The sequence below is a fragment of the Rhodanobacter ginsengisoli genome, from assembly GCF_042657065.1.
Taxonomy (GTDB): domain Bacteria; phylum Pseudomonadota; class Gammaproteobacteria; order Xanthomonadales; family Rhodanobacteraceae; genus Rhodanobacter; species Rhodanobacter ginsengisoli.
Genome location: NZ_JBHSNF010000002.1, coordinates 480,537 through 501,322 on the forward strand (window position 1 = coordinate 480,537; position 20,786 = coordinate 501,322).

Here is a 20,786-nt window from a genome sequence, read left to right on the forward strand (position 1 = left end):
CATGCAACTGCACATTGTCCACGACACCACCTACCGCTATGACCAGGCCGCCAACCTGATCATCCAGGCCCTGCGCATGTGGCCCGCCCCCAGCAACGGGCAAGTGGTGAAGGAATGGCGGGTCGCGGTCGACGGCAAGCGCCTGCAACCGACCTGCGTCGACGGCTTCGGCAACCCGGTCGCCACCCATGCCATCGACCGCAGCGTGGAATCGGTCCGGCTTTCCGTCCGCGGCCGGGTGGATACTCGCGACCTGCACGGCGTGCATGGCAACGAGAAGGAGTCGCTGCCGCCGATGTTCTACCTCGCCAGCACTCCGCTGACTGACAGCAACACCGGCATCGTCGAGCTGGCCCACGCCTCCGCCGGCAGCGGCGCCGACCCGCTCGATCGCCTGCACCGGCTGTGCAATGGCGTGCGCGATCATGTGGACTACCTGCCCTACCAGACCGACGCCGAAACCACCGCCGTCGCGGCCTTTGCCGCCGGCGCCGGCGTCTGCCAGGACCACGCCCACGTGCTGATCGCCGCGGCACGCTCGCTGGGTTTCCCGGCGCGTTACGTCAGCGGCTACCTGTGCCCGATCGCCGACACGGCCGCGGCCAGCCATGCCTGGGCCGAGATCTTCGTCGACGACCTGGGCTGGGTCGGTTTCGATGCGGCCAACCGCCAGTCCCCGGACGAGCGCTACGTGCGCATCGGCTGCGGCCGGGATTATCGCGACGCCGCGCCGGTACGCGGCGTGCGGCTGGGCGGCCTCGCCGAGACGCTGGAAGTCGAAGTGTCCATCGCCGAGTCCCCGCAAGCGGCACAATAGCGCTCCAGCCATTCACCGATCGCTCCCGCGGGAACCGATCCCGAGCCAAACAAAGGAGTACCGCGTGACCTATTGTGTAGGCCTGTTTCTCGACCAGGGCCTGGTGATGCTGGCCGACACCCGCACGAATGCGGGACTGGACAACATCTCCTGCTTCGCCAAGCTGCAGCAGTTCCATCGGCCGGGCGAGCGGATGATCGCCACCATGACCGCCGGCAACCTGGCCGTGTCGCAAGCCGTCATCAACCTGATCCAGGAAGGCCTGCCGCATCCGGAAACCGGCGTGCAGGAAACCATCTACAGCGTGCCCACCATGTTCGGTGCCGCCGCGCTGGTCAGTCAGGCCGTGCGCCACGTCCATCAGATCCACGGCAAGGCGATGCAGGAGCAGGACGTGCCGTTCGACGTCTCCATCCTGCTCGGCGGCCAGGTGGCCAACCGCACGATGCGCCTGTTCCAGGTCTATGCCGCCGGCAACTTCATCGAGGCCACCGGCGACACCCCGTTCCTGCAGGTCGGTGAACACAAGTACGGCAAGCCGATCCTGGACCGCGCGGTCAGCTCGGCCACGTCGCTGACCGAGGGCGTGAAGCTGGCGCTGATCTCGATGGACTCCACCCTGCGCTCCAACCTCAGCGTCGGCATGCCGCTGGACCTGCTGGTCTATCGCAAGGACAGCATCGACGGCGTCGAGACGCATCGCATCGAGAAGGGCGATGCCTATTTCGGCATGATCCGCGAACGCTGGTCGGCGGCGCTGGCCGAGGCACACCGGAAAATCCCGGCGCCCAGCTGGCTGAGCGGTCCGTACCCGGCCGATCCGGCCGACTGAGGGTCCATCCCCCTCCGGCCCGGCCAACCGGCGAACGCTGCAGGGTGCTCCTCCGGACAAGGCGAGCCGGCGAGCGCCGATCTCCCCTACCGCGGCTGGCTTGTCGAGACCTCTTTGTCTTCGACCCGCCGTTGGAACGATCATGCAGCATCCAACCCCCGGAGACTGCCTGCGTGACCATCCCGACCGTTCGTGCCATGACCGGCACCACTCCGTTCACCGTGACGTTCAGCGACGACCTCGGACACGGCTGGCTGGCCGACGAGCCTTCCGACGAGGGCGGTGCCAATGCCGGCCCGTCACCGCACCGGCTGTTGCTATCGGCACTCGGGGCCTGCACCGCGATCACCCTGCGGATGTACGCCTCACGCAAGCAGTGGCTGCTGGATGGCGTCACCGTGGAGCTTCGCTTCAATCCTGACGGCACGCCGGCCGCGGGCAACGACATCACCCGCGTCATCACCCTCGCGGGAACGTTGACCGAACCGCAGCGCGAACGCCTGCTGCAGATCGCCAACGCGTGCCCGATCCACAAGGTATTGACCGGCGAGGTGCGCATCGCCACACAACTGGCGACTGTCTCACCGCAAGCGTAGAGCGTCCGGCTGCACGCCACGAAGGTGGACGCGGCAGGTCGCGGCAGGGCTTCAGCGCAACTGGCTGTCCTTGCTGCCGCGGCGGTTGTAGAGACCGGCCCCCTGGGCCTCCTTGTCATGGGCCTCCTGACAGGCCACGCACAGACGCACGCCCGGCACGGCCTTGCGCCGGGCCGCGGGAATCGGCGCGTCGCATTCTTCGCAATGCGTCAGGCCCGGGCCCTTGTGCAACTGCTGGCGAGCCCGCTGGACCGCGTCGTTGACCGTGGCGTCGATCTGGTCCTGCACGGCGCCGTCACCTGCCCAACCCGTTGCCATGGAAGCCTCCGAGATACCGCTCAGTTCAAGGATGCCGGCAAGCATAAACCCGCCGGCATGAACCGGCGCCCTGCCGCGTGCATCCCGCTCGACCCGCGGAAAGACAGACCGCAAGCGTGATCGTGCCGCCCGCGAGCGGTTGCCCGCGCTGCGCGCCTGGCACGCCCTCCGCAAAGCCTCTCCCTGCCGGCAATCCGGCCCTCCCGGTGACTGGCGGCCGCGCGCCACCCGCACTTCCTCCCTGCCCCTGCTGCCGTCTCACACGCGGACTCCCACACGCGGGACGATCTGCGACGGACTGGCGACACGCCGCCGCAACCATGGGGCCACGGCCCCGCCACGCAGGAAGGAGCAAAGGGCATGATCACTATCGGTATGGAAGAAGAAATACAGATCGTCGACGAACACGGGCAACTGATCGCACACGACTTCTCGACCGGACTGGCCGAGTACGGCACCCCGGAAGGACTCATCGACAGGGAAATTCATCGTTGCGTCATCGAGCTCAAGACGCGCATCTGCAACAACGTGACCGAACTGGTCACGGCCCTGGGCGCGTTGCGCGCCCAGGCCCGCCGGAAAGCCGCCGCGCAAGGCCAGCAGATCCTCATCGCGGGGTTGCACCCCACCGCGCTGTGGCAGCAGCAGGCGTTGCACGAGGGCCCCGATTTCCCGCATTACGCGCAGCTGCTTGACGAATACCAGGAGGTGGCGCGAAGCGCCTTCAGCTTCGGCATGCATCTGCACCTGGGTTTCGATTTCGCCGCGCCCAAGCTGGCGATCATGAACCGGCTGCGTCATGTGTTGCCCGAAGTGCTCGCCTTGTCGGCGAGCTCGCCGTTCTTCGAGGGGCGCGACACCGGACTGCATACCTGGCGGCACAGCCTGCTCGACCGATATCCGCGCATGGGCACACCGGACCCGTGGGACAGCGAACACGACTATCAGGCGCACGTCCATCGGCTGCGGCACCTGGGCTGCCTGACCGAGGACCAGGGGCTGTGGCAGGACCTGCGGCTGCATCACCGCTACGGCACACTGGAGGTTCGCATCATGGACACCCACCCCGACCTCGAGCGCATCGGGCTGATCGCCACCCTGCTGAAATGGGAAGCGGAAACCGTGCTGCAGGAACTCCATGCCGGACGCGAAGGTGCGGTCTGGTCGCGTGCCTGCATCGACGAGAACAAGTGGCGTGCCCGGCGCCACGGTTTGCAGGCCCAGTGGATCGAATGGGACCGCGACGAAGTCTGCAGCACCGCGGTGCATTTCGAACGCTGGTGGTCACGCATCGCGTTCCGCGCCGGCAATGCGGCGGAACGCAACTACTGGGAGCGGCAGCTGGCCGACGCACTGAGCGAGGGCACTTTCGCCGACGCCCTGCGCGAGCAGGTCAGGCTCGACGGCGACTGGTCCCGCACCCTGCAATGGATCGCGGCGATGGCGTTCGATCGACCGCCCGTGCTGCAGCAGGCCGGAGGCTGGCGATGAACACCCAGCCACAGCTGCGGCTGGAATTCCTGGGCGCCGAACCGCTGGCGCGGGCCCTTTCCGATACCGGCGCGCCGCATCTGCCGCAAAGCCAGCTGGCGGATCACTACGCGGTCGGCAACGACGCCCTGCGCCGGGCGCTCGAGGGGAAGATCGACCATCTGCTGAGCGCCCTCGAACCGCAACTGCTGCCGGCCCGCGTCCCGTGGTCGGGAGTCCGCGCCGACGTGCTGGCGCTGGACATGGCCTTTGTCGAACATCCCGCACAACCGTTCGACCTGGCCTGGGTGGAGATCCAGGCATTCACCTCGATGCTGCCCACCTTCCACACCGTGCATCAGGCGCAACGCCGGCTGCATGGCCAGGGCGAACGCTGGCTTCCGCACGACGCCCTACCCCACGAAACTTCATGGATCGATCACATGCGTCAATGGGTGGCGCCGCACGCCGCTACGGTGCTGATCGAGGATCGCCCCCGGGCACGCGCCAGCTGGCCGGATCTGGAGGCCGCCCGGCATTGGTGGCAGGTGGACGTACTCGACTGGCGCGAAGTGGTTCCGGTGCATGGCCACCTGTGGAATCCGGTGACTGCGCGGCATTACACGCATGTGTGGAACCGGCTGATCTTTTCGGACCTGGCCGTGTTTGACCGCAGTCACGCCAGGGCCACCTTCCTGGCCGCCAACCAGCTCAGCTGGCACAGCCATCCGGCCTGGTACGACGGCATCCACAAGGGCAGCCTGGCCGACGTGCCGCTGGCCGCGCACGAAGCCTGCCACTGGGTGGAGGACAGCCCCCTGTGCGCCGACCAGTGGGCAGACGCGGACCGATGGGTGGCCAAATCCGTCGGCGGGCATTCCGGCAGCGGCCTGCTGCTGGCACCCACTCCGGCCGAGCTGGCCGCCCTGCCCGGCCCGCGCCAGTGGATCGTGCAGAACAAGTTCCGGCAGGTCCCGATCGGGCAACACCCGGTCACCGGCCGGGCCCTGTTCGGTGAGATCCGCTGCATGCTGGGCCTGCAACCGGGCCGCAAACCGTGGGTGATGGCGTGGATCCTGCGCTGTTCCACCGACGGCATCGCGACCCTGAGCGGACGACAGACGGCGCCCGGCGAGGGGATGACCCTGCTGTATTTCGACAGCGCCGGCGCGTCGGCCTGAAGTGCGCGGGAAGGTGGGCGGCGGGACGGCGCGAGCCACTCCGCCGTCACCGGGAAAGCGGGGGGCCTACTGCCCCCGGCCTCTTTGCACCCGGCGTTCTCCCTACGGTCCTGTCGTTGACCACGTTACGTCGCGGGCGTCCCGGATGCTTCGTTCGGGCAACGCCACCGTCGCGGTCGCGGCCGCCGCATCCCAGCTCCAGTGCCCGGCGGGCCGGCCGTCCACCGACACCGACCGCGGCTTGCCCGCACTGTGGATGCGCAGCTCGTATGCGCGTCGCTGCGGCTGCCCCTCGAACGAACCCTCGGACGGCCCGATCACGAGCCGTTCGTGTCCGTCGCCCGTCGTCACATGGCTGATCGGCGTAAGCGCGTACTGACCCTTCGCGCAGGCGAGTGAAACCCCGTCGTCCTCGTACAGATCGAAGCGCCCCTTGCCCGACCCGTAGACGTCGAGCATGAGCGTGTCCAGCGGTCGGGCATCCGACCAGGCCAGGCTCGCGGGTTGCTCGGGAATGATCGAGCCTTCGCGCACGAACACCGGCGTTTCGTCGACGGCATAGTGGGCAGTGAACGTGGTGCCACCCCGATGGTGCCGGCCGGTGAAGAAATCGATCCACTGCCCCGGCGGCAGATAGACCGTGCGGTTGCCGCTCGCATCCAGCACCGGGGCGACCAGCATTTCCTTGCCGAAGAAATATTCGTGCGGGTGCCGGTAGGCCTCCTCCAGCTCCGGGTAGGCCAGGTACAGCGGGCGCAGGATCGGCATCGAATCGCGGTGCGCCACCCAGGTATACGTATAGAGGTAGGGAATCAGCCGGGTGCGCAACGTGAAGTATTTCCGGGCCAGCGCCATGCCCTGGCTGCCATAGGTCCACGGCATGCGCAGGTTGCCCTCGTCGGGATTTTCGTGGGCGCTGTGCAGGCGCAGGAACGGGCTGAACGTGCCGAACTCGACCCAGCGGGCATACAGGTCGAAGTCGATCTTCCTGCCATGGAAGCCACCGATGTCATGGCTGATGTACGGCACCAGCACGTTGCCACCGCGGGCCGTGAATGCGACTTCGTAGGCGAGCACCGGCCATTCGGAATACGTATCGCCGGTGAAGTAGGCCGGGTAGCGCTCGCTGCCCCAGTCGCCGTAGCGGCTCAGGATGAAGCCGCGCTTGCCGGTTTCCTGCCGGGTGTAGTCGTAGAAGACCTTGTTGGTCCACAGCTGCTTGTTCAGCCCCGGCATGTCGACCGCACCGCTGCCGCCATCGACCCACCAGGAATCCACCCCCTGCTGCATCAACGGCCGGTGCAACCGATCCATGAAGATCGCGGCCTGGCGCTTGTCCGACAGATCGAAATGGATCCGCGGCGGTGGCTTGACGTCGCGGAGTGCGACCGGGCCGCGCAGGATCCCGCCATCGGTTTTTCCGGCCACCACGCGCAGGGCGATCACGTTGGCCCGGTCGGCCCGGACATGGGGCGCGATGTCGGCATAGGTCAGGCGTCGCGGCCATTGCACCTGGCTGTGCGCCACCGGCCGGCCGTTGACGAACAAGCGGTACGACTTGCCCACTTCGCCCAGGTACAGATACAGCGCGGCGGGAAGATGCGCAGGCAGGCGCACCGACGTGCGATACCAGGCCACACCCTGGTAACTGCCGTATCCCTGTGTCTGCCACGGCGCGCCGATCCGGATCGGCTGCCAGTGGCCGCCATCGTGGCGATCTTTCGCGAACCAGCGCTGGTCGAGACCCCGATTCTCCGGGTCGGTGGAAAACTCCCACGACGTGGAGATATCCAGGTCGAACGAGGGCCTGGCCGGCAACGGTTGGCCCAGCGCCCGCAGCACGGCCGGCGCATGGCTGTCCTGGTGCGAGAGGATGCTTTCCTCGGTGTTGGCATAGCCGGGATGGTCGTTGAGGCTCAGCTTGATGCCCTGGCCATGCAGCCAGGCGATCAGCTGGGCGGGGTGCGCGATCAGCGGGCTCCAGTCATAACCGCCCTGCCAGCCGTAGTTGTGCCAGCCGAAATCCAGCACCAGCGTGTCGAGCGGGATGTGGTTCTCGCGGAACCGCGAAATCTCGTCCTTGAGATGCTGCTCGTCGTAGTGCCTGAAGGCAGGCTGCCGGGTATCTTCCGCACCGGGGAAATACTCGAAGTTGAGATCGGTGATCCACGGCCCGAGGGTGTAACGGGGGATCATCGGGATCGGTCCGCAGAGCGCGGCGTACTCGCCGAGTACCCGGCGGTAATCGCGGCCGTAGGTGAACAGATACCAGTCCTGGTTCGCTTCCTGCCTGCGCGGCTCGATCCAGGCTTTCCGTGCGTTCCACAGCGGGGTACGGCTGTCGTCGATGAACGCATAGCCGCTGCGGCTCAACAGCCCCGGCCTGGCTTCGGCCAGCAGCACGTCGATCCCGGGAATCATGTCGTTGACGGGGCTGGCCAGATCCATGCCGTCGGTGGGCAGGTTCACCTTGCTGATGTTGTCCAGCGAATAGGTCAACCCGCCAAGATTCCGCCGATCCCGCTCGCCCGGATGCCAGCCGTGCGCGCGGCCGGCAGGATCATCCTTCCACTTCACCTCGAGGTTGTCGGCGGCAAACGGACCGGATTGCAGCCGGTAACGCAGGGTCAGCGCATCGGTGCTGGCGACCAGCCAGCCGTTCTCCCGGCTCGAGCGGACGGCGACCGCAGGCCAGTCCCTTTTCTGGACGACCGCGGTGGGGACATCGACGAACGTGCCCGAAGGCGAGTACTCCATCCGCACCAGTGACGGCGTCAGGAATTCGAAGCGGGCATGTCCGGCCACCACGGGCGGACTGCCTTCCCTTGCCACGCAGGGAACGAGCAGCGCGGGAACGAAGGCGATCAGCAGCCATCTCATCGCCGGGCCTGCAATTCGGGTGATGAACGCCATGCGGGATTCCCCTTCCGGTCAGTCGCGGATGGGCTCGACGCCGGGGGATTGCCCCCTGCGCACGTCAGCCGAACCGGCCCGCCCGAAGGGCGATGTCCGCACCACACATGCAGCGGCGCCGGAACGTTGCCGCTCCGATGGAGCAGCAACCGCCGTCAACGTTACAACAATCGGGTGGCCCCCGCCGCCCCGGCGGCGCTGCCGGCGGGCCGGCGACCATCAGCGAACGGCGCGACCTAGCGGCGGTCGTTCGTCTGTTTCCGACGCCCCTTCCACGCGTAGCCGATGCCCAGCAGCACGAACCAGGCGGGACTGACGATCAGCGCCTGGCGGGTATCCGGCTGCAGCGTGAGCAGGACCAGCACGAAGGCGAAGAAAGCCAGGCACGCGTAGCACATCGCCACGCCACCGGGCATCTTGTAGGTCGAGGTCAGGTGCTGCTCGGGGCGCTTGCGACGATAGGCGATGTAGGCGCACAGGATCAGCGACCACACGAACATGAAAAGTATCGCCGACAGCGTGGTGACCAGGGTGAACGCGGTGATCAGGTTGGGGATCAGGTAGATCAGGGCCGCGCCCAGCAGCAGGCAGAAGCACGAAAACAGCAGGCCGAGCGACGGCACCGCAGCACGGGAAAGTCGCGCGAACAGCGGCGGTGCATGGTTCTCCTCGGCCAGGCCGTAGAGCATGCGGCTGGTGGAGAAGATGCCGCTGTTGGCCGACGAAGTGGCCGAGGTCAGCACCACGAAATTGATCAGGCTGGCGGCGGCCGGGATGCCGGCCAGCACGAACAGCTCGACGAACGGGCTCTTGCCGGGCTCGACCATCCGCCACGGCGTCACCACCATGATCGCGAGCAGTGCCAGCACGTAGAAGATGATGATGCGCACCGGAATCGAGTTGATTGCCTTGGGCAGGTTGCGCATCGGGTCGGCCGTTTCCGCCGCGGTGGTGCCGACCAGCTCGATGCCGACGAAGGCGAACACCGCGATCTGGAACCCCGCGAAGAAACCGCCCAGTCCCTTGGGGAACACCCCGCCGTCGTTCCACAGGTTGGCCAGCGACGCCGCATGCCCGGTCGGCGAGCGGAAGCCCCACGCCACGAGCGCGAAGCCGGTCACGATCAGCGCGCAGATCGCGATGATCTTGATCAGCGCAAACCAGAACTCCATCTCGCCGAACAGCCTGACCGTCGCCAGGTTCAGGGTCAGCAGCAACAGCACGCACAGCACCGCCGGAATCCACGGCGCCAGCCCCGGAAACCAGTACTGCGCGTAGGACGCGATCGCGATCACGTCGGCGATCGCGGTGATGATCCAGCAGAACCAGTAGGTCCAGCCACAGAAGAATCCGGCCCATGGCCCGAGCAGGTCGGTGGAGAAGTCGATGAACGATTTGTAGTCGAGGTTGGACAGCAGCAGCTCACCCATCGCCCGCATCACGAAGAACAGCATCACGCCGATGATCAGGTACACCAGCACGATCGACGGCCCGGCCAGGCTGATCGTCTTGCCCGACCCCATGAACAGACCGGTGCCGATCGCCCCGCCGATGGCGATCAGCTGCAGGTGTCGATTCGACAGGCTGCGGCGCAGATGATCGGGGTGTTCCTGGGATACGGTCATGCAGCGCGCCTTTGGCGTTCGGGATGCGCCAACATAAAAGAAACGGGGCCGCACCGCCATCGGCGGCTTCCAGGATCATGCAGGAACGCGGATCGGCGCACCGGCGTGGCGTGACCGGAACCGCTCAGGTGCGATCACCCACGCATGCGCTGATCCGGCGACCCGGGGCGCGAAGTCACGACGAAGCGGGATGGCGGCCGGTGTCGCGGCTGGCCACATGGGACGCCGCGCAATGGAGCAGGGCCGAGTGCGCGAGCCAGGCCTGGTCGGGGTAGTAGGAAAACACGAACTGCCCGTTCTTCATCACGTCGATGATCGGCTTGGCCACTGCCTTGCGCAGCGCCGGGCAGCCCCAGCTGCGGCCCAGCCGCCCCATCTGCCGACCGCTGGCCTCGTTCACGTACGCCGCGCCGTGCATCACGATCGCGCGCGCCATGGCGGCATCATTGATCCCGTGCTCCAGTCCATCCATGCGCAACGAATAACCGTTGTGGCCGGTGTAGGTCGACCCGGTGACGAACAGGCCCAGACTGGAAGCATGGCTGCCATCGGCATTGGAAAAATGCGTGGGCACGTTGCCGCCGGAACCCTGGCCATGCGCCACCAGCTCCTTGTACAGGAGTTTCCTGCTGGCCAGATCGAACACCCACAGGCGCGGCTGCAGCGACGAGCGGCTGTAGTCGATCACGGCCAGCCGTTTCGCCGTTCGACCCACGCCCTCGGCCTGCGCGCACCGCACGGCATCGAGCGCCAGATCCAGAACTTCGGGGTCGGCAGCCGGCGCCAGCCGGGCCAGTCGTTGCGGTGGCGGCAAGCCTGGCGCCGGGGATATCGCCTGCTGCGGAACCGCAACGGACGATGGTCGGCCCGGGCGGGCGCCCGAAGCCGCTGCCTCGAAAGCCAGGCTGAAGCTGGAAACGGCAAGGGCCAACGCCAGCGCGAGCGTTAGAGGTCTGTAAGGCATTGGCCGAGTCTAGCGGGAAAAGCTGAACGGAATGTTGATGTTCATCCCGTACAGCCCCCGGCACACTCGTCACTGCCCCTCGAAACGTCCGTACGGATTGATCGAGGTCGCATGCCACCACTGCTTTTCCGGTCCGAGCAACTCGACCTCGAAATGCAGGTGGGGCGCGTTGGCGCTGGCGTCGCCGGTACTGCCGACGAACCCGATCGGATCGCCCCGGTGCAGCAGCTGGCCCTCGACGAGACCGGGGGCATAACTGTCCAGGTGAGCGTAGTAGTAGATGACCTCGTTCTGCGGATCGAACTCGTACACGGTCAGCCCACCCGGTTTGCTGGTGAACAGCTTGACCACGTGACCGTCGTTCGCCGCCACCACCGGGGTGCCGCGCGCCGCCATGATGTCGATCGCATCATGGGTGCGGCCCACTCCCCTCGCCTGGCTGAACGTATCCACCAGGTCCCCGGGCCGGACCCCGACCACCGGGATCCGCAGCCCATCCACCGCGGAGGGCGGTGGACCGGCGAGATCTGCCGGCACCGCCGAGGACGGCTCAGTGGAGTTCGGCGCAGATGCCGCCTCGGCCGGGGTGCTCACCGGCATCGGAACGACCAGTCGTTCAACCGACGCGGAGGGCGCTGGCAGAACCGCCACCTTTCCCACCGACAGCGCCGGTGGCAACCGTACCGGAGTCGCCACCATCACGGCATCCGCGGCGCGGACCGGGCCACCGTCGACCAGCAGCGACGCCGACCACCTGGGCGACAGGTAGACCATGGCCGCTGCACCGCAGGCCATGCCCAGCAGGAAGATCAACAGTATTCGCATGCTCATTCCTGCAGCGTGGCGATCATGCCGGGCTTCACCACCTCCGACACCGCCCGCGCACTCCAGTTGGTCATGCGGATGCAGCCATGCGACTGGGTCTTGCCGATCTTCGACGGCTCCGGCGTGCCATGGATGCCGTAGTGCTCCTTGGACAGATCGATCCACACCACGCCGACCGGGTTGTTCGGGCCTGCGGGGAGCGTGGCCTTGGCGTCGGCGGCCTTCGCATCCCAGAACAGCTTCGGGTTGTAATGGAAGGTGGGGTGCCTGGCCACTCCCTTGATCTTCCAGTCACCGAGCGGCAACGGATCGTGCGCGCTGCCACTGGACGCCGGATACTGCGCCACCACCTTGCCGGCGGCGTCGAGCAGCGACACCGTGTCGTCGGATTTGTCGACGACCAGCTTGGCCACCGCCGGCATCGGCAGGCTGGCCTCCACGCCGGGAACCAGCAGTTGTTCGCCGGCCAGGCCAAAATCCTTGCCTGGGTTGAGCTGCTTGAGCAGGGCCGGGCTGGCGTGGAACTTCTCGCCCAGGGACTCCAATGGCGAGACATAGCCCAACGTGTCCAGTTTCGCCCGCGCCGGCACGCCCGCGGGCAACGGCCGGAACGGCCCGGCCACGTCCTCGGCCGTGAGCGTCACCGCGACCAGGACCGGTGCGCTGTCGCTGTCGAGCGCTACCCACGTCGCCGCATCCACATTGCCATTGACCTCCAGGCCACGGCTGGCCTGAAAGCCGGCGATCGCCTGATGCATGTTCGAGCCGTAGGCCGCGTCGATCTCGCCCGGCGAAAAGCGCGCACGCTCCAGCAGGATCTGTGCGCGCAGCGTGGCCGCGCCCTTGTCACCGGCTTTCACCGGCGAGAGCAGCGCGGCATCGTTGACGCTGTCGGCGGTCAATCCGACCGGCGCGGGGCTCGGCGTGGCGGCTTGCGCCGCGCTTCCCGCCAGCGCGGCGGCGAGCATCAAGGTCATGGCGTTCTTACTTTTCACGTTGCTGTCTCCCTCAGGGAGATCGAGCATGCACGGGGCCTTGTGAAGAAGCCCATGCGCGAACCCCACGCGAGGTGGCGGACCGGTTCCCGCCGGCCGGAATGCATGTTCCGGGCGATACTGCGCGACATGGACAAGACAGACGATCGCAAGCTGGGGCTGTGGCCGGTCGTGGCCATCGGCGTGGGTGGCATGGTCGGCGGTGGCATTTTCGCGGTGCTGGGACTGGCGGTGCAGATGGCGCATGGCGGCACGCCGCTGGCCTTTGCACTGGCCGGCGCCGTGGCGCTGCTGACCGCGTATGCCTACGCCAAACTTTCCGTGGCCTGGCCCAGCCGCGGCGGCACCGTCACCTTTCTCGACCGCAGCTTCGGTGCCGGCATGTTCACCGGCAGCATGAACGTGCTGCTGTGGCTGAGTTACGTGGTGATGCTCTCGCTGTACGCGCTGGCCTTCGGCAGCTACGCCGCCACGTTCCTGCCGCAGGCGTGGCAGGCGGTCGGAAAGCACGTGTTGCTCAGCCTCGGCGTGATCGTGCTTACCGGGCTGAACCTGCTCAGCGTCAAGTCGATCGGCAAGGCCGAGAGCTGGATCGTGGGACTGAAGGTGGCGATCCTGCTGCTGTTCGTCGGCGCCGGCATTGTCGGCATCCACGCCGGCCGGGTCGCGCCGGGTTCATGGTCGCCACCGCTGTAACTGGCGGCGGGCGGCATGATCATCTTCCTGGCCTACGAGGGTTTCGAGCTGATCGCCAACACCGCCCCGGACGTGCGCGACGCGGCGCGCACCCTGCCCCGGGCTTACTACATCGCGGTCGGATTCGTGATCGCGCTGTACGTGATGGTCTCGCTGGTCACGGTCGGCAACCTGCCGGTAGACACCATCGTCGCCGCCAGGGATTACGCCCTGGCCGAGGCGGCCCGGCCCTTTCTCGGCCAGGCCGGGTTCGTGCTGATCGCGGTCGCCGCGATGCTGTCCACCGCCTCGGCGATCAATGCGACGCTGTATGGCGCGGCGCGGCTGAGCTATTGCATCGCCGTCGATGGCGAGCTGCCAGCCATGCTGGAACACAAGGTATGGAATCGACCGGTGGCAGGGCTGCTGATCACCGCCGCGCTCACCTTGCTGACGGCCAACGCCTTCGATCTGACCAGCGTCGCCACGCTGGGCAGTGGCGGCTTCCTGCTGATCTTTGCCGCCGTGAACGTGGCCAATGCGCGGCAGGCGGAGACGACCCGAAGCCATGCCTGGCTTTCGCTCCTGGGCGCGCTCGCCTGCCTGACAGCACTGGCTGCGCTGTGCTGGCAGACGGCGCGCACCGAACCGGCAAAGTTGTGGGTGCTGGCCGCCATGATCGGTCTGGCGATCCTGATCGAGGGTACCTACCGGCTGTCGGGAAAAAGAGTATCCAGACCGGACTGATCGGCCAGTCCGGTCACGAGCCCGATGCCCGACCCCTCCGGCCTGCCTCTTCGATGGAATCCCCAGCCGTTCCGCTCAGGCGATCTCTACCCGCTGAGCGGGTTGCCACGCGTGTTCAGGGTAGTAACGCCGCATCATGCGCGCCACGTACGCCACCAGGTTCCGGTGCGCTTCCGCCGCGCGACGCAGCGGCGTGTCGAAGAACGGTGTCATCACGCTGGCCAGTACGCCGAACGCGGTGGCGTCGACGCCGCTGACGGCCTCACGCAGCAGATGAGACTTGTCGCCAAGCATCAGTGCGAGTGCATCGATCGAGCGCTCGCCCAGCTCGGCGATCCGCCCGGGCGGGTGCCGACCCAATCCCTGCGCATGCAGCTCGCTCGCCTTGCGTGCCTGCATCTCCTGGCGCATCCGCGCACGCTCGGCTTCCGGTGCCGCGTCGGCGAAATGCGCCGGCCCCCGCTCGAAATTCTCCGGGTCGATCCAGCGAAACCAGACCATCGCGAAATAGAGGTGATCCTCGAGCAGACGTTCGATCGTCCAGGCCTCCGCCCGTTCGCGCAGGTTCAGGCCCTCGTCCAGATCCATCGCGTACCTGCGCTCGATGTGCGCGCGTATGAACGTGGAATCGGTCACCACCTCGCCGTGGTCGTCGATATAGGGGAGCTTGCCATTCGGTGCCTGCGGCGGAATGGCAGAAGCCCGCTCGTATGCCAGACCGGCCATCTTCAGCTGCACTTCGGTCTTGATCACGAACGGGCTGGTATCGGGCAGCCCGAAGCCGGGCCGGGTGGCAAACAAGGTGATACCCGATGACGACATGCTCATGTCCCTGCGACGGAAAGTGCCTGCAGCATGGCGCCTCGCTGCTGACAGCGTCGTGTCAGCAGGCGTGGCGGAGCACGGGACGTACGTCATCTCCCATGCACACGTGCGAGGCACCCTGTCCGGGCAAGCGCGCCGCGGTCGATCGCGCGACCGCGGCTCCGGCCTTCCTTCAATACGGACTGGCTGGCATTCGCTTCAGCCGCCCAGCGGGCTGCCCGGCGGTGCCGCCGGTGGCGGCGCCAGTGGCTTGTCGCTGGCCGGTCGTCGCTCGAAACGTGCGATCGCGCTGGCCAGTGCAAACCGCTGTGCCTGCGCGGCGGTATCGCCGCCCTTGCCGCTGGCGGCGCGGCGTTGCAGCTGATCCAGCTTCAGCATGGCCACCGCACGCACGGCGGGCATGCCGGCGCCGTCGGCCAGGTCCATCAGATGCTGCACCAGCAGGGTCTGTTCGGCGTGCAGGATTTCCGTCTGGTAGCCATCCGAAGCACTACCGTCGAAGGTCGCGACGATCAGCTTGTCGATCACCTCACCGAGATCGGGCAGGGTCGGATCGGCGGCGTGCTGCTCGACCAGCCGCGCGTCGCGCTCGGGCTGCAGCAGGTTGGTCAGGGTCAGGTCGGCGGCGGTGACCGGCGGCGTCAACGGATCGAAGGTCAACCCGGTATAGCGGGCGAACAGCTCGCGATTGAGCGGATAGCCGGGCGGGCGCGGCGGGATGCTGGCAAGCAATGGTGCCGGCAGCGCCAGCGCCGCGGGCGACAGCGTCTGCAGCAGCGCGTCCAGCGCATCGCGCTGTTCGGCCGCCGGTACCGGCGTGGTCGGCCGCTGGCCGTCGCCACGCAATGCATAGTCGTAGCGCAGGCCGCCGAGTACCTTGGCGGTGGCGTCCAGCTGGTAGCGATGGAACAGGTACACCGGCACCAGCGCGTCCTCGAGGGTAGCCAGCGGCGTGCCACGACGCACCGCATTCACGCCGAAATGCTGCAGCGCCGCCGCCCGTGCCTTCATCACCGAGCGCAGCTCGGCGGCCATGTCGACGCCGTTGTCCCACAGGTTGACCTCGGGCTCGGCGGCGCCGGCGGGTCGTGCGTCCTGGTCGGTGAGAAAGGTCAGGCCGTGGCCGCGGGCATCGCCGAGAATCCGGTCGAGTGCCGCCGGCACGTCCGTACCGGGCGCAAAGTCCTGATAGCCATAGTCGATCGACACCTTGTCCCAGTCGCCGATGCCCGTCGCGTAGGCATCGGACAGGTCGATCTCGCCGCTCGGCGTGAGATTGACCAGCGGTGCCGGGTAGTCCATCACCGAGGCACGCTTCTGGCTGCTGGCGATGTAGTTGTGCGCCAGCCCCAGCGTGTGGCCCAGTTCGTGCGCCGCCAGCTGCGACAGCCGCGCCATCACGAAGCGCTGCATCGCATCCGGCACTTGGCCGGGCTTGGCATAGGGCGAAAGCAGGCCCTCGGCCAGCAGGTAGTCGTAGCGCGCGCGCAGCGAGCCCAGCGTGATGTTGGCCTTGATGATCTCGCCGGTACGCGGATCCACGATCGCGGCGCCGTAACTCCAGCCGCGGGTGGCGCGATGCACCCACTGGATCACGTTGTAGCGCACGTCCATCGGATCGACCCCTTCGGGCAGCAGCTCGACCCGGAACGCATCGCGGTAGCCGGCGGCAGTGAATGCCTGGTTCCACCACCGCGCGCCGGACAGCAGCGCCTCGCGGATCGGCTCCGGTGCACCACGATCCAGGTAATAGACGATCGGCTTGACCGGATCGCTGAGCACCACCGCCGGATCTTTCTTCTGCAGGCGCTGGCGAATGATGAAGTGCTTCACCAGCGGCGCACCCAGCGGTGCCGCCTCGTCGGTATAGGCGATCTCGAAATAGCCGTCGCCCGGCACGCTGACCCGTGGCGTCGTGTAGCCCGGCGGCGGCAGGGCCACGAAGGAGTAGCGTTCGTTGAGGGTGATCGCGTCGGGCGTCGGCGTCACATCCTGCACGTACTGACCGGGCTCGCTGCCGGGATCGTTGCCGGTATCGTGGACCAGGGTGACCGTGGTCTCCATTTCGGTGTTGCGTGGAAAGGCCTTGGTCCCCGGCAGATACACCGCGCTGCGTGCGGCATCGAGCTTGAACTTGCCCTGCTTGGCCTTGGCCAGCGCGGCGATCGCGCCGTGGCCGTCACGCACCACGAAATCGGTGGCATCCACCAGTACCCGGGGGCCCGTCACCGCGACAATCCCGAAGCCCCACAACACCGAGCGGGCGAAGGACTGGTTGACCGCTGCCTGCTCGTCCGGATTATCGCTGCCGGAACGGAAGGCCTGGTTCGGTTGCACCAGCAACAGCTTCGGCCCGACCCGATCGAAATGCACCAGCCTGGCCTCGGCCACCTGGCCGCGGTCGAGGCCCACGTCGTTGGAGCCCAGGCCACCGGTCAGCGTGGTGAAGTACAGCAACGACTGACCCGGCGTCGGCACTTCCAGATAGAGCTTGCCCTTGTCGGCATCCCAGTACAGCGGCAACAGCCCGTCGAAGCGCTGCATGCCCCGAGTGAATCCTGCGATGCTCTTGACGACCTTGTGCCTGGCGGCGTCGCTCCTGCTCGCCTCGACGGCATGCAGCGGCGTCGACAAGGCGGCGGCCAGCACCAGCAGGCACAGGCTCAGCGCCCGGGTAAATGTTCTCATTGCCGCTACTCCCTGATCCCCGATGGCGCGATCGATCCAGCCCGGCCGCCGTCGCGGCGACCGGGCTGGATCAGTCCGCTCCATGCTACATAAAATCCGGCGTCATCGACGGTGGCGTCAACGCAATCCCACCGTGCCGTTCGCCGCCTGCACCAGCTTGGCCGGGTCGTAGCCCACGCCGTCCTTGAATACCAGCTCGACGTTCTCGATGTCCCTGATGTGCTCGACCGGGTTGCCCTTGAGCAGCACCAGGTCGGCCGCCTTGCCTGCTTCGATCGAACCGATCGACTTCTCCTCGCCCATGAAGCGGGCGCCGTTCAGGGTGGCGATCCGGATCGCCTGCACCGGTGTGAAGCCCGCCTCCACCAGCAGCTCCACCTCGCGCTGGTCGCCGTAGCCGGCGATCACCCCGCCGTAACCGGTCGGGTCGAGCCCCGCCAGCAGGGTACCGCCCTGTTGCACGAAGGCGTATTCGAACTGCTCTTCCAGCTTGAACAGTCTGGCCCAGGGCGAGTCCGCCTTCGCCGCCACGCGGGCGCGCGTCGTCAGATATTCCACCCGGGTTTCCGGCAGCATCGCATCCAGCACGCGCTGATCCACCGGTGCGCGCCCGGGCACGAAGGTCTCGAATACCGGCAGGGTCGAGGTGATCGCCACGTGCTTCGCCACCAGGTAACGGATCAGCTGTTGCAGCGGCGGGCTGTCGATGCTCATGGTGGCCAGGTGCGCCGCCGCCAGCTTGGTATCCGGACAGACGTCCGCCTGCTTGCCCGGGGTGAACTCGGTATCCACCACCAGGCCGTGCTCGAGATCGTCGATGCCCAGGTCAACCGCTTCGCGAAAGCCGACCGAGCAGAGGTGGCCGGTGATCTTGATGTGCCGCGCGTGCGCCGCCTCGGTGGCGGCCGCCAGCTCGGCGCGGGTGATGTGCATGTAGGCCTTGAACGAGGTGGCGCCTTCGCCGATCCAGTAGTCGACCGTGCGGCGTGCATCGGCGGCATCGGCCAGTTCGTGCAGTTGCGGCGCGAAGCTGCCCACGCCCTCCAGATACGGCCCGGTGGTGTGCATCTTCGGCCCCGGGATCTTGCCGGCATCGATCGCCTGTTTCAGTGCCAGGTCGGTATACGGCTCGACGCTGCCGGTGGTGCGGATGCTGGTGACGCCGCCAGCCAGGTAGAGCTTGGGAAAGCTGGAGCCCTGCTCCGGATACAGCGCTTCCTTCGCCCCCGGATTCACCTTCGGCGCGGGATAGAACATGTGGTCGTGCATGCCGACCAGGCCGGGGATCAGCGTATGCCCGCTGCCGTCGATCACGGTGGCGCCGGCGGGTGCCGGCGCATGCGCCTGGACCGAGGCGATCCGTCCGTCGCGCAGCACGACGGTCTGGTCCTCCTTCGCCGGCGTGCCATGGCCGTCGATCACCCGCACGTGGGTGATCGCCAGCAGCGGCTCAGCGTATTTCACGAACTGCCGGGTCTGTGCCGACAGCGCGGGCGACTGGGCACACAGCGGCGCGGCCAGCCACAGGCTGGCCAGCAACGCACCGGCAGCAGCAGGCAACACGCGTCGACGAGACGACGGACAGGGCCGAAGAACATGGGCGGGCTGGTGCACGGCAATCCCCTCGAGGCTGTAAGCAGGCAGGCACGCCGAGGGGTCGTCCGATACCGACCCTTCCGACGTGTCGTCCACTATCAAAGCACACCACGCCGTCCGGCGCCGCCCTTGCGGCGCCGAAGCGACTTGATGCCTGCCAACTTCCCCGGCACCTTCACCTTCGCGGGCCCGCGGCGGGGGACAGGTCTCCCGCCAGTCCACCGCCCGACAGACCGTCCCGCGCCGTCCACAACAGGAGCCGTTGTGGCGCGGACGGCTCCTGGTCCAACTTCAGTTGACGGCGATCTTGCGCATGCTGCCGTTGCTCTTCTTCGGCAAGGTCAGATGCAGGACACCGTTGTCGTAGCGGGCATCGGCCTTGCTGCTGTCGATGTCGCTGGGCAGGCTGAAAGCCCGGTAGACCTTGCCGTAATAGCGTTCGGTATAGAGCTCCCGCTCGTCGTCTTTCTTCTTCGTCTCGCGCCGGACCTCGGCGCTGATCGCCACCTGGCTTCCCTCGACCGAGACCTCGATGTCGTCCTTGGTGATCCCGGGCATTTCGGCCTTGATATGGAAGGCCTTGGCGTCCTCGGTGACGTCGATGGGCAGGTCCGGCGAAGCCTCGAGATCCCGCCACATGGGACGGGTGGTCAGACCGCGAAACAGGTCGTCGAAGGTGGCGACCGGATCGAACCGGCTGACTGCCTTGATGGGATTCCAGCGTGTCATGGATGTCATGGAAATTACCTCCGCAGGTCGAGACGCAACCCGTGCCGCGACCGTCGATCACAGGTTGCAGGCAACTCGCAGTCCGCAGCTCCTTGCGGGAGCGAGACCCGCTGAAAATAGTCCATGCGTCGTAACAAACTGGTGAACTCCGACGAACCGGACCGTCGGCGCCAGCCCCGCTCCGCTCGATGCCCGGCAAGTGGCGACAACCTCGGCGGTCGAGGCAACGACCCGATAGCCAGAGCCGGCAACGCGTGAGGTCAGCCCCTGCCGGGAATCTTCAGGCCACGCCTGACGGCGGGACGTTCCAGGGCGCGATCGAGCCAGCCGACCACGTTGGCAAAGCGGTCGTATTCCACCAGCTCGCGCGCCTCGTAGAACGTGATCAGGTTGTTGACCCAGCCGATCGTGGCGATATCGGCAATCGAATAGTCATCGCCCATGATCCAGTCGCGTCCCTGCAGGCGCTGATCGAGCACGCCGAGCAGGCGTGCGGACTCGGCCACGTAGCGCTGCAACGGACGCTTGTCGGCGTACTCCCTGCCGGCAAACCGGTGGAAGAAACCCACCTGGCCAAACATCGGGCCGATCGATGCCATCTGGAAAAACAACCACTGGATCGTATCCCAGCGCCGGGCCGGATCGGCCGGAATGAACTGGCCGGTCTTGTCCGCCAGATACAGCAGAATCGCGCCGGATTCGAACAGCGCCAACGGCTCGCCGCCCGGACCGTGGGGATCGATGATCGCGGGAATCTTGCCGTTCGGATTGAGCGACAGGAACGCCGGCGTGTGGCTCTCGCCTTTACCGATGTCGACCAGATGCGGCTCGTACGGCAGCCCGGTCTCCTCCAGCATGATCGACGCTTTCACGCCATTGGGCGTGTTGAGCGAATACAGCTGGATGCGCTCGGGATGTTCAGCCGGCCAGCGCGCGGCGATCGGGAAGACGGACAATGCGGACATCGTTTGCTCGTGGCTGATGGGAAGC

At 67.0% G+C, this 20,786-nt stretch carries 16 protein-coding genes and 1 pseudogene; 6 read left to right on the plus strand and 11 right to left on the minus strand.

From position 1 onward, the window contains the following. Position 1 precedes the first annotated feature (1 nt). From ACFPPA_RS11440 to ACFPPA_RS11450, 3 genes are all read left to right on the plus strand, one after another. Complete coding sequence (locus ACFPPA_RS11440) at positions 2 to 817, plus strand: transglutaminase family protein (protein WP_377319935.1); 816 nt, start codon at positions 2 to 4, stop codon at positions 815 to 817. Between the two features lie 64 nt (positions 818 to 881). Further along, positions 882 to 1,649 carry a proteasome-type protease gene (locus tag ACFPPA_RS11445; RefSeq protein ID WP_377319937.1) on the plus strand — a complete coding sequence of 256 codons (768 nt, stop codon included), beginning with the start codon at positions 882 to 884 and terminating at the stop codon, positions 1,647 to 1,649. A gap of 197 nt (positions 1,650 to 1,846) precedes the next feature. Further along, positions 1,847 to 2,245, plus strand: coding sequence for an OsmC family protein (locus ACFPPA_RS11450; RefSeq protein WP_377320695.1), 399 nt, complete (start codon positions 1,847 to 1,849; stop codon positions 2,243 to 2,245). A gap of 51 nt (positions 2,246 to 2,296) precedes the next feature. Here ACFPPA_RS11450 and ACFPPA_RS11455 read toward each other — a convergent pair whose 3' ends face one another. Beyond that, complete coding sequence (locus tag ACFPPA_RS11455; protein ID WP_377319939.1) at positions 2,297 to 2,563, minus strand: DksA/TraR family C4-type zinc finger protein; 267 nt, start codon at positions 2,561 to 2,563, stop codon at positions 2,297 to 2,299. Between the two features lie 360 nt (positions 2,564 to 2,923). On the opposite strand from ACFPPA_RS11455, the gene ACFPPA_RS11460 reads away from it, so the two are divergent. Together ACFPPA_RS11460 and ACFPPA_RS11465 are read left to right on the plus strand one after the other, a co-directional pair. Further along, on the plus strand, positions 2,924 to 4,054 hold the full coding sequence (locus ACFPPA_RS11460) for a carboxylate-amine ligase (protein ID WP_377319941.1): 1,131 nt from the start codon (positions 2,924 to 2,926) through the stop codon (positions 4,052 to 4,054). Then, the gene (locus tag ACFPPA_RS11465) at positions 4,051 to 5,214 is read left to right on the plus strand and encodes a hypothetical protein (protein WP_377319943.1); all 1,164 of its coding nucleotides are present in this window, start codon (positions 4,051 to 4,053) and stop codon (positions 5,212 to 5,214) included. Before ACFPPA_RS11460 ends, ACFPPA_RS11465 begins: the two co-directional genes overlap by 4 nt. A 102-nt stretch (positions 5,215 to 5,316) precedes the next feature. Here the strand turns inward: ACFPPA_RS11465 and ACFPPA_RS11470 are convergent, their stop codons facing one another. The 5 genes from ACFPPA_RS11470 to ACFPPA_RS11490 form a co-directional block, all read right to left on the minus strand. Further along, on the minus strand, positions 5,317 to 8,127 hold the full coding sequence (locus ACFPPA_RS11470; RefSeq protein ID WP_377319945.1) for a glycoside hydrolase family 31 protein: 2,811 nt from the start codon (positions 8,125 to 8,127) through the stop codon (positions 5,317 to 5,319). A 236-nt stretch (positions 8,128 to 8,363) separates the two neighbouring features. Continuing rightward, the gene (gene cycA / locus ACFPPA_RS11475) at positions 8,364 to 9,752 is read right to left on the minus strand and encodes a D-serine/D-alanine/glycine transporter (protein ID WP_377319947.1); all 1,389 of its coding nucleotides are present in this window, start codon (positions 9,750 to 9,752) and stop codon (positions 8,364 to 8,366) included. A gap of 175 nt (positions 9,753 to 9,927) precedes the next feature. Further along, on the minus strand, positions 9,928 to 10,716 hold the full coding sequence (locus ACFPPA_RS11480) for a murein L,D-transpeptidase catalytic domain family protein (protein WP_377319949.1): 789 nt from the start codon (positions 10,714 to 10,716) through the stop codon (positions 9,928 to 9,930). A 69-nt stretch (positions 10,717 to 10,785) separates the two neighbouring features. Then, positions 10,786 to 11,541 carry a M23 family metallopeptidase gene (locus ACFPPA_RS11485; protein ID WP_377319951.1) on the minus strand — a complete coding sequence of 252 codons (756 nt, stop codon included), beginning with the start codon at positions 11,539 to 11,541 and terminating at the stop codon, positions 10,786 to 10,788. A gap of 2 nt (positions 11,542 to 11,543) precedes the next feature. Next, entirely contained in the window at positions 11,544 to 12,509 is a 966-nt protein-coding gene (locus ACFPPA_RS11490) for a L,D-transpeptidase family protein (RefSeq protein WP_377320697.1), read from the minus strand. Between the two features lie 156 nt (positions 12,510 to 12,665). Between ACFPPA_RS11490 and ACFPPA_RS11495 the strand changes: the two are divergent. After that, positions 12,666 to 13,958 (plus strand): annotated as a pseudogene (locus ACFPPA_RS11495) (APC family permease). A gap of 75 nt (positions 13,959 to 14,033) precedes the next feature. Here the strand turns inward: ACFPPA_RS11495 and ACFPPA_RS11500 are convergent. The 5 genes from ACFPPA_RS11500 to ACFPPA_RS11520 form a co-directional block, all read right to left on the minus strand. Continuing rightward, positions 14,034 to 14,780 carry a glutathione S-transferase family protein gene (locus ACFPPA_RS11500; protein ID WP_377319953.1) on the minus strand — a complete coding sequence of 249 codons (747 nt, stop codon included), beginning with the start codon at positions 14,778 to 14,780 and terminating at the stop codon, positions 14,034 to 14,036. A gap of 201 nt (positions 14,781 to 14,981) precedes the next feature. After that, positions 14,982 to 17,471 carry a zinc-dependent metalloprotease gene (locus ACFPPA_RS11505; protein WP_377319955.1) on the minus strand — a complete coding sequence of 830 codons (2,490 nt, stop codon included), beginning with the start codon at positions 17,469 to 17,471 and terminating at the stop codon, positions 14,982 to 14,984. A 117-nt stretch (positions 17,472 to 17,588) separates the two neighbouring features. Next, positions 17,589 to 19,034, minus strand: a complete 1,446-nt coding sequence (locus ACFPPA_RS11510; protein ID WP_377319957.1) for an amidohydrolase family protein — start codon at positions 19,032 to 19,034, stop codon at positions 17,589 to 17,591. A gap of 324 nt (positions 19,035 to 19,358) precedes the next feature. Beyond that, on the minus strand, positions 19,359 to 19,805 hold the full coding sequence (locus ACFPPA_RS11515) for an Hsp20/alpha crystallin family protein (RefSeq protein WP_377319959.1): 447 nt from the start codon (positions 19,803 to 19,805) through the stop codon (positions 19,359 to 19,361). Positions 19,806 to 20,056: 251 nt separating this feature from the next. Continuing rightward, positions 20,057 to 20,761 carry a glutathione S-transferase N-terminal domain-containing protein gene (locus ACFPPA_RS11520; protein WP_377319961.1) on the minus strand — a complete coding sequence of 235 codons (705 nt, stop codon included), beginning with the start codon at positions 20,759 to 20,761 and terminating at the stop codon, positions 20,057 to 20,059. Positions 20,762 to 20,786 lie beyond the last annotated feature (25 nt).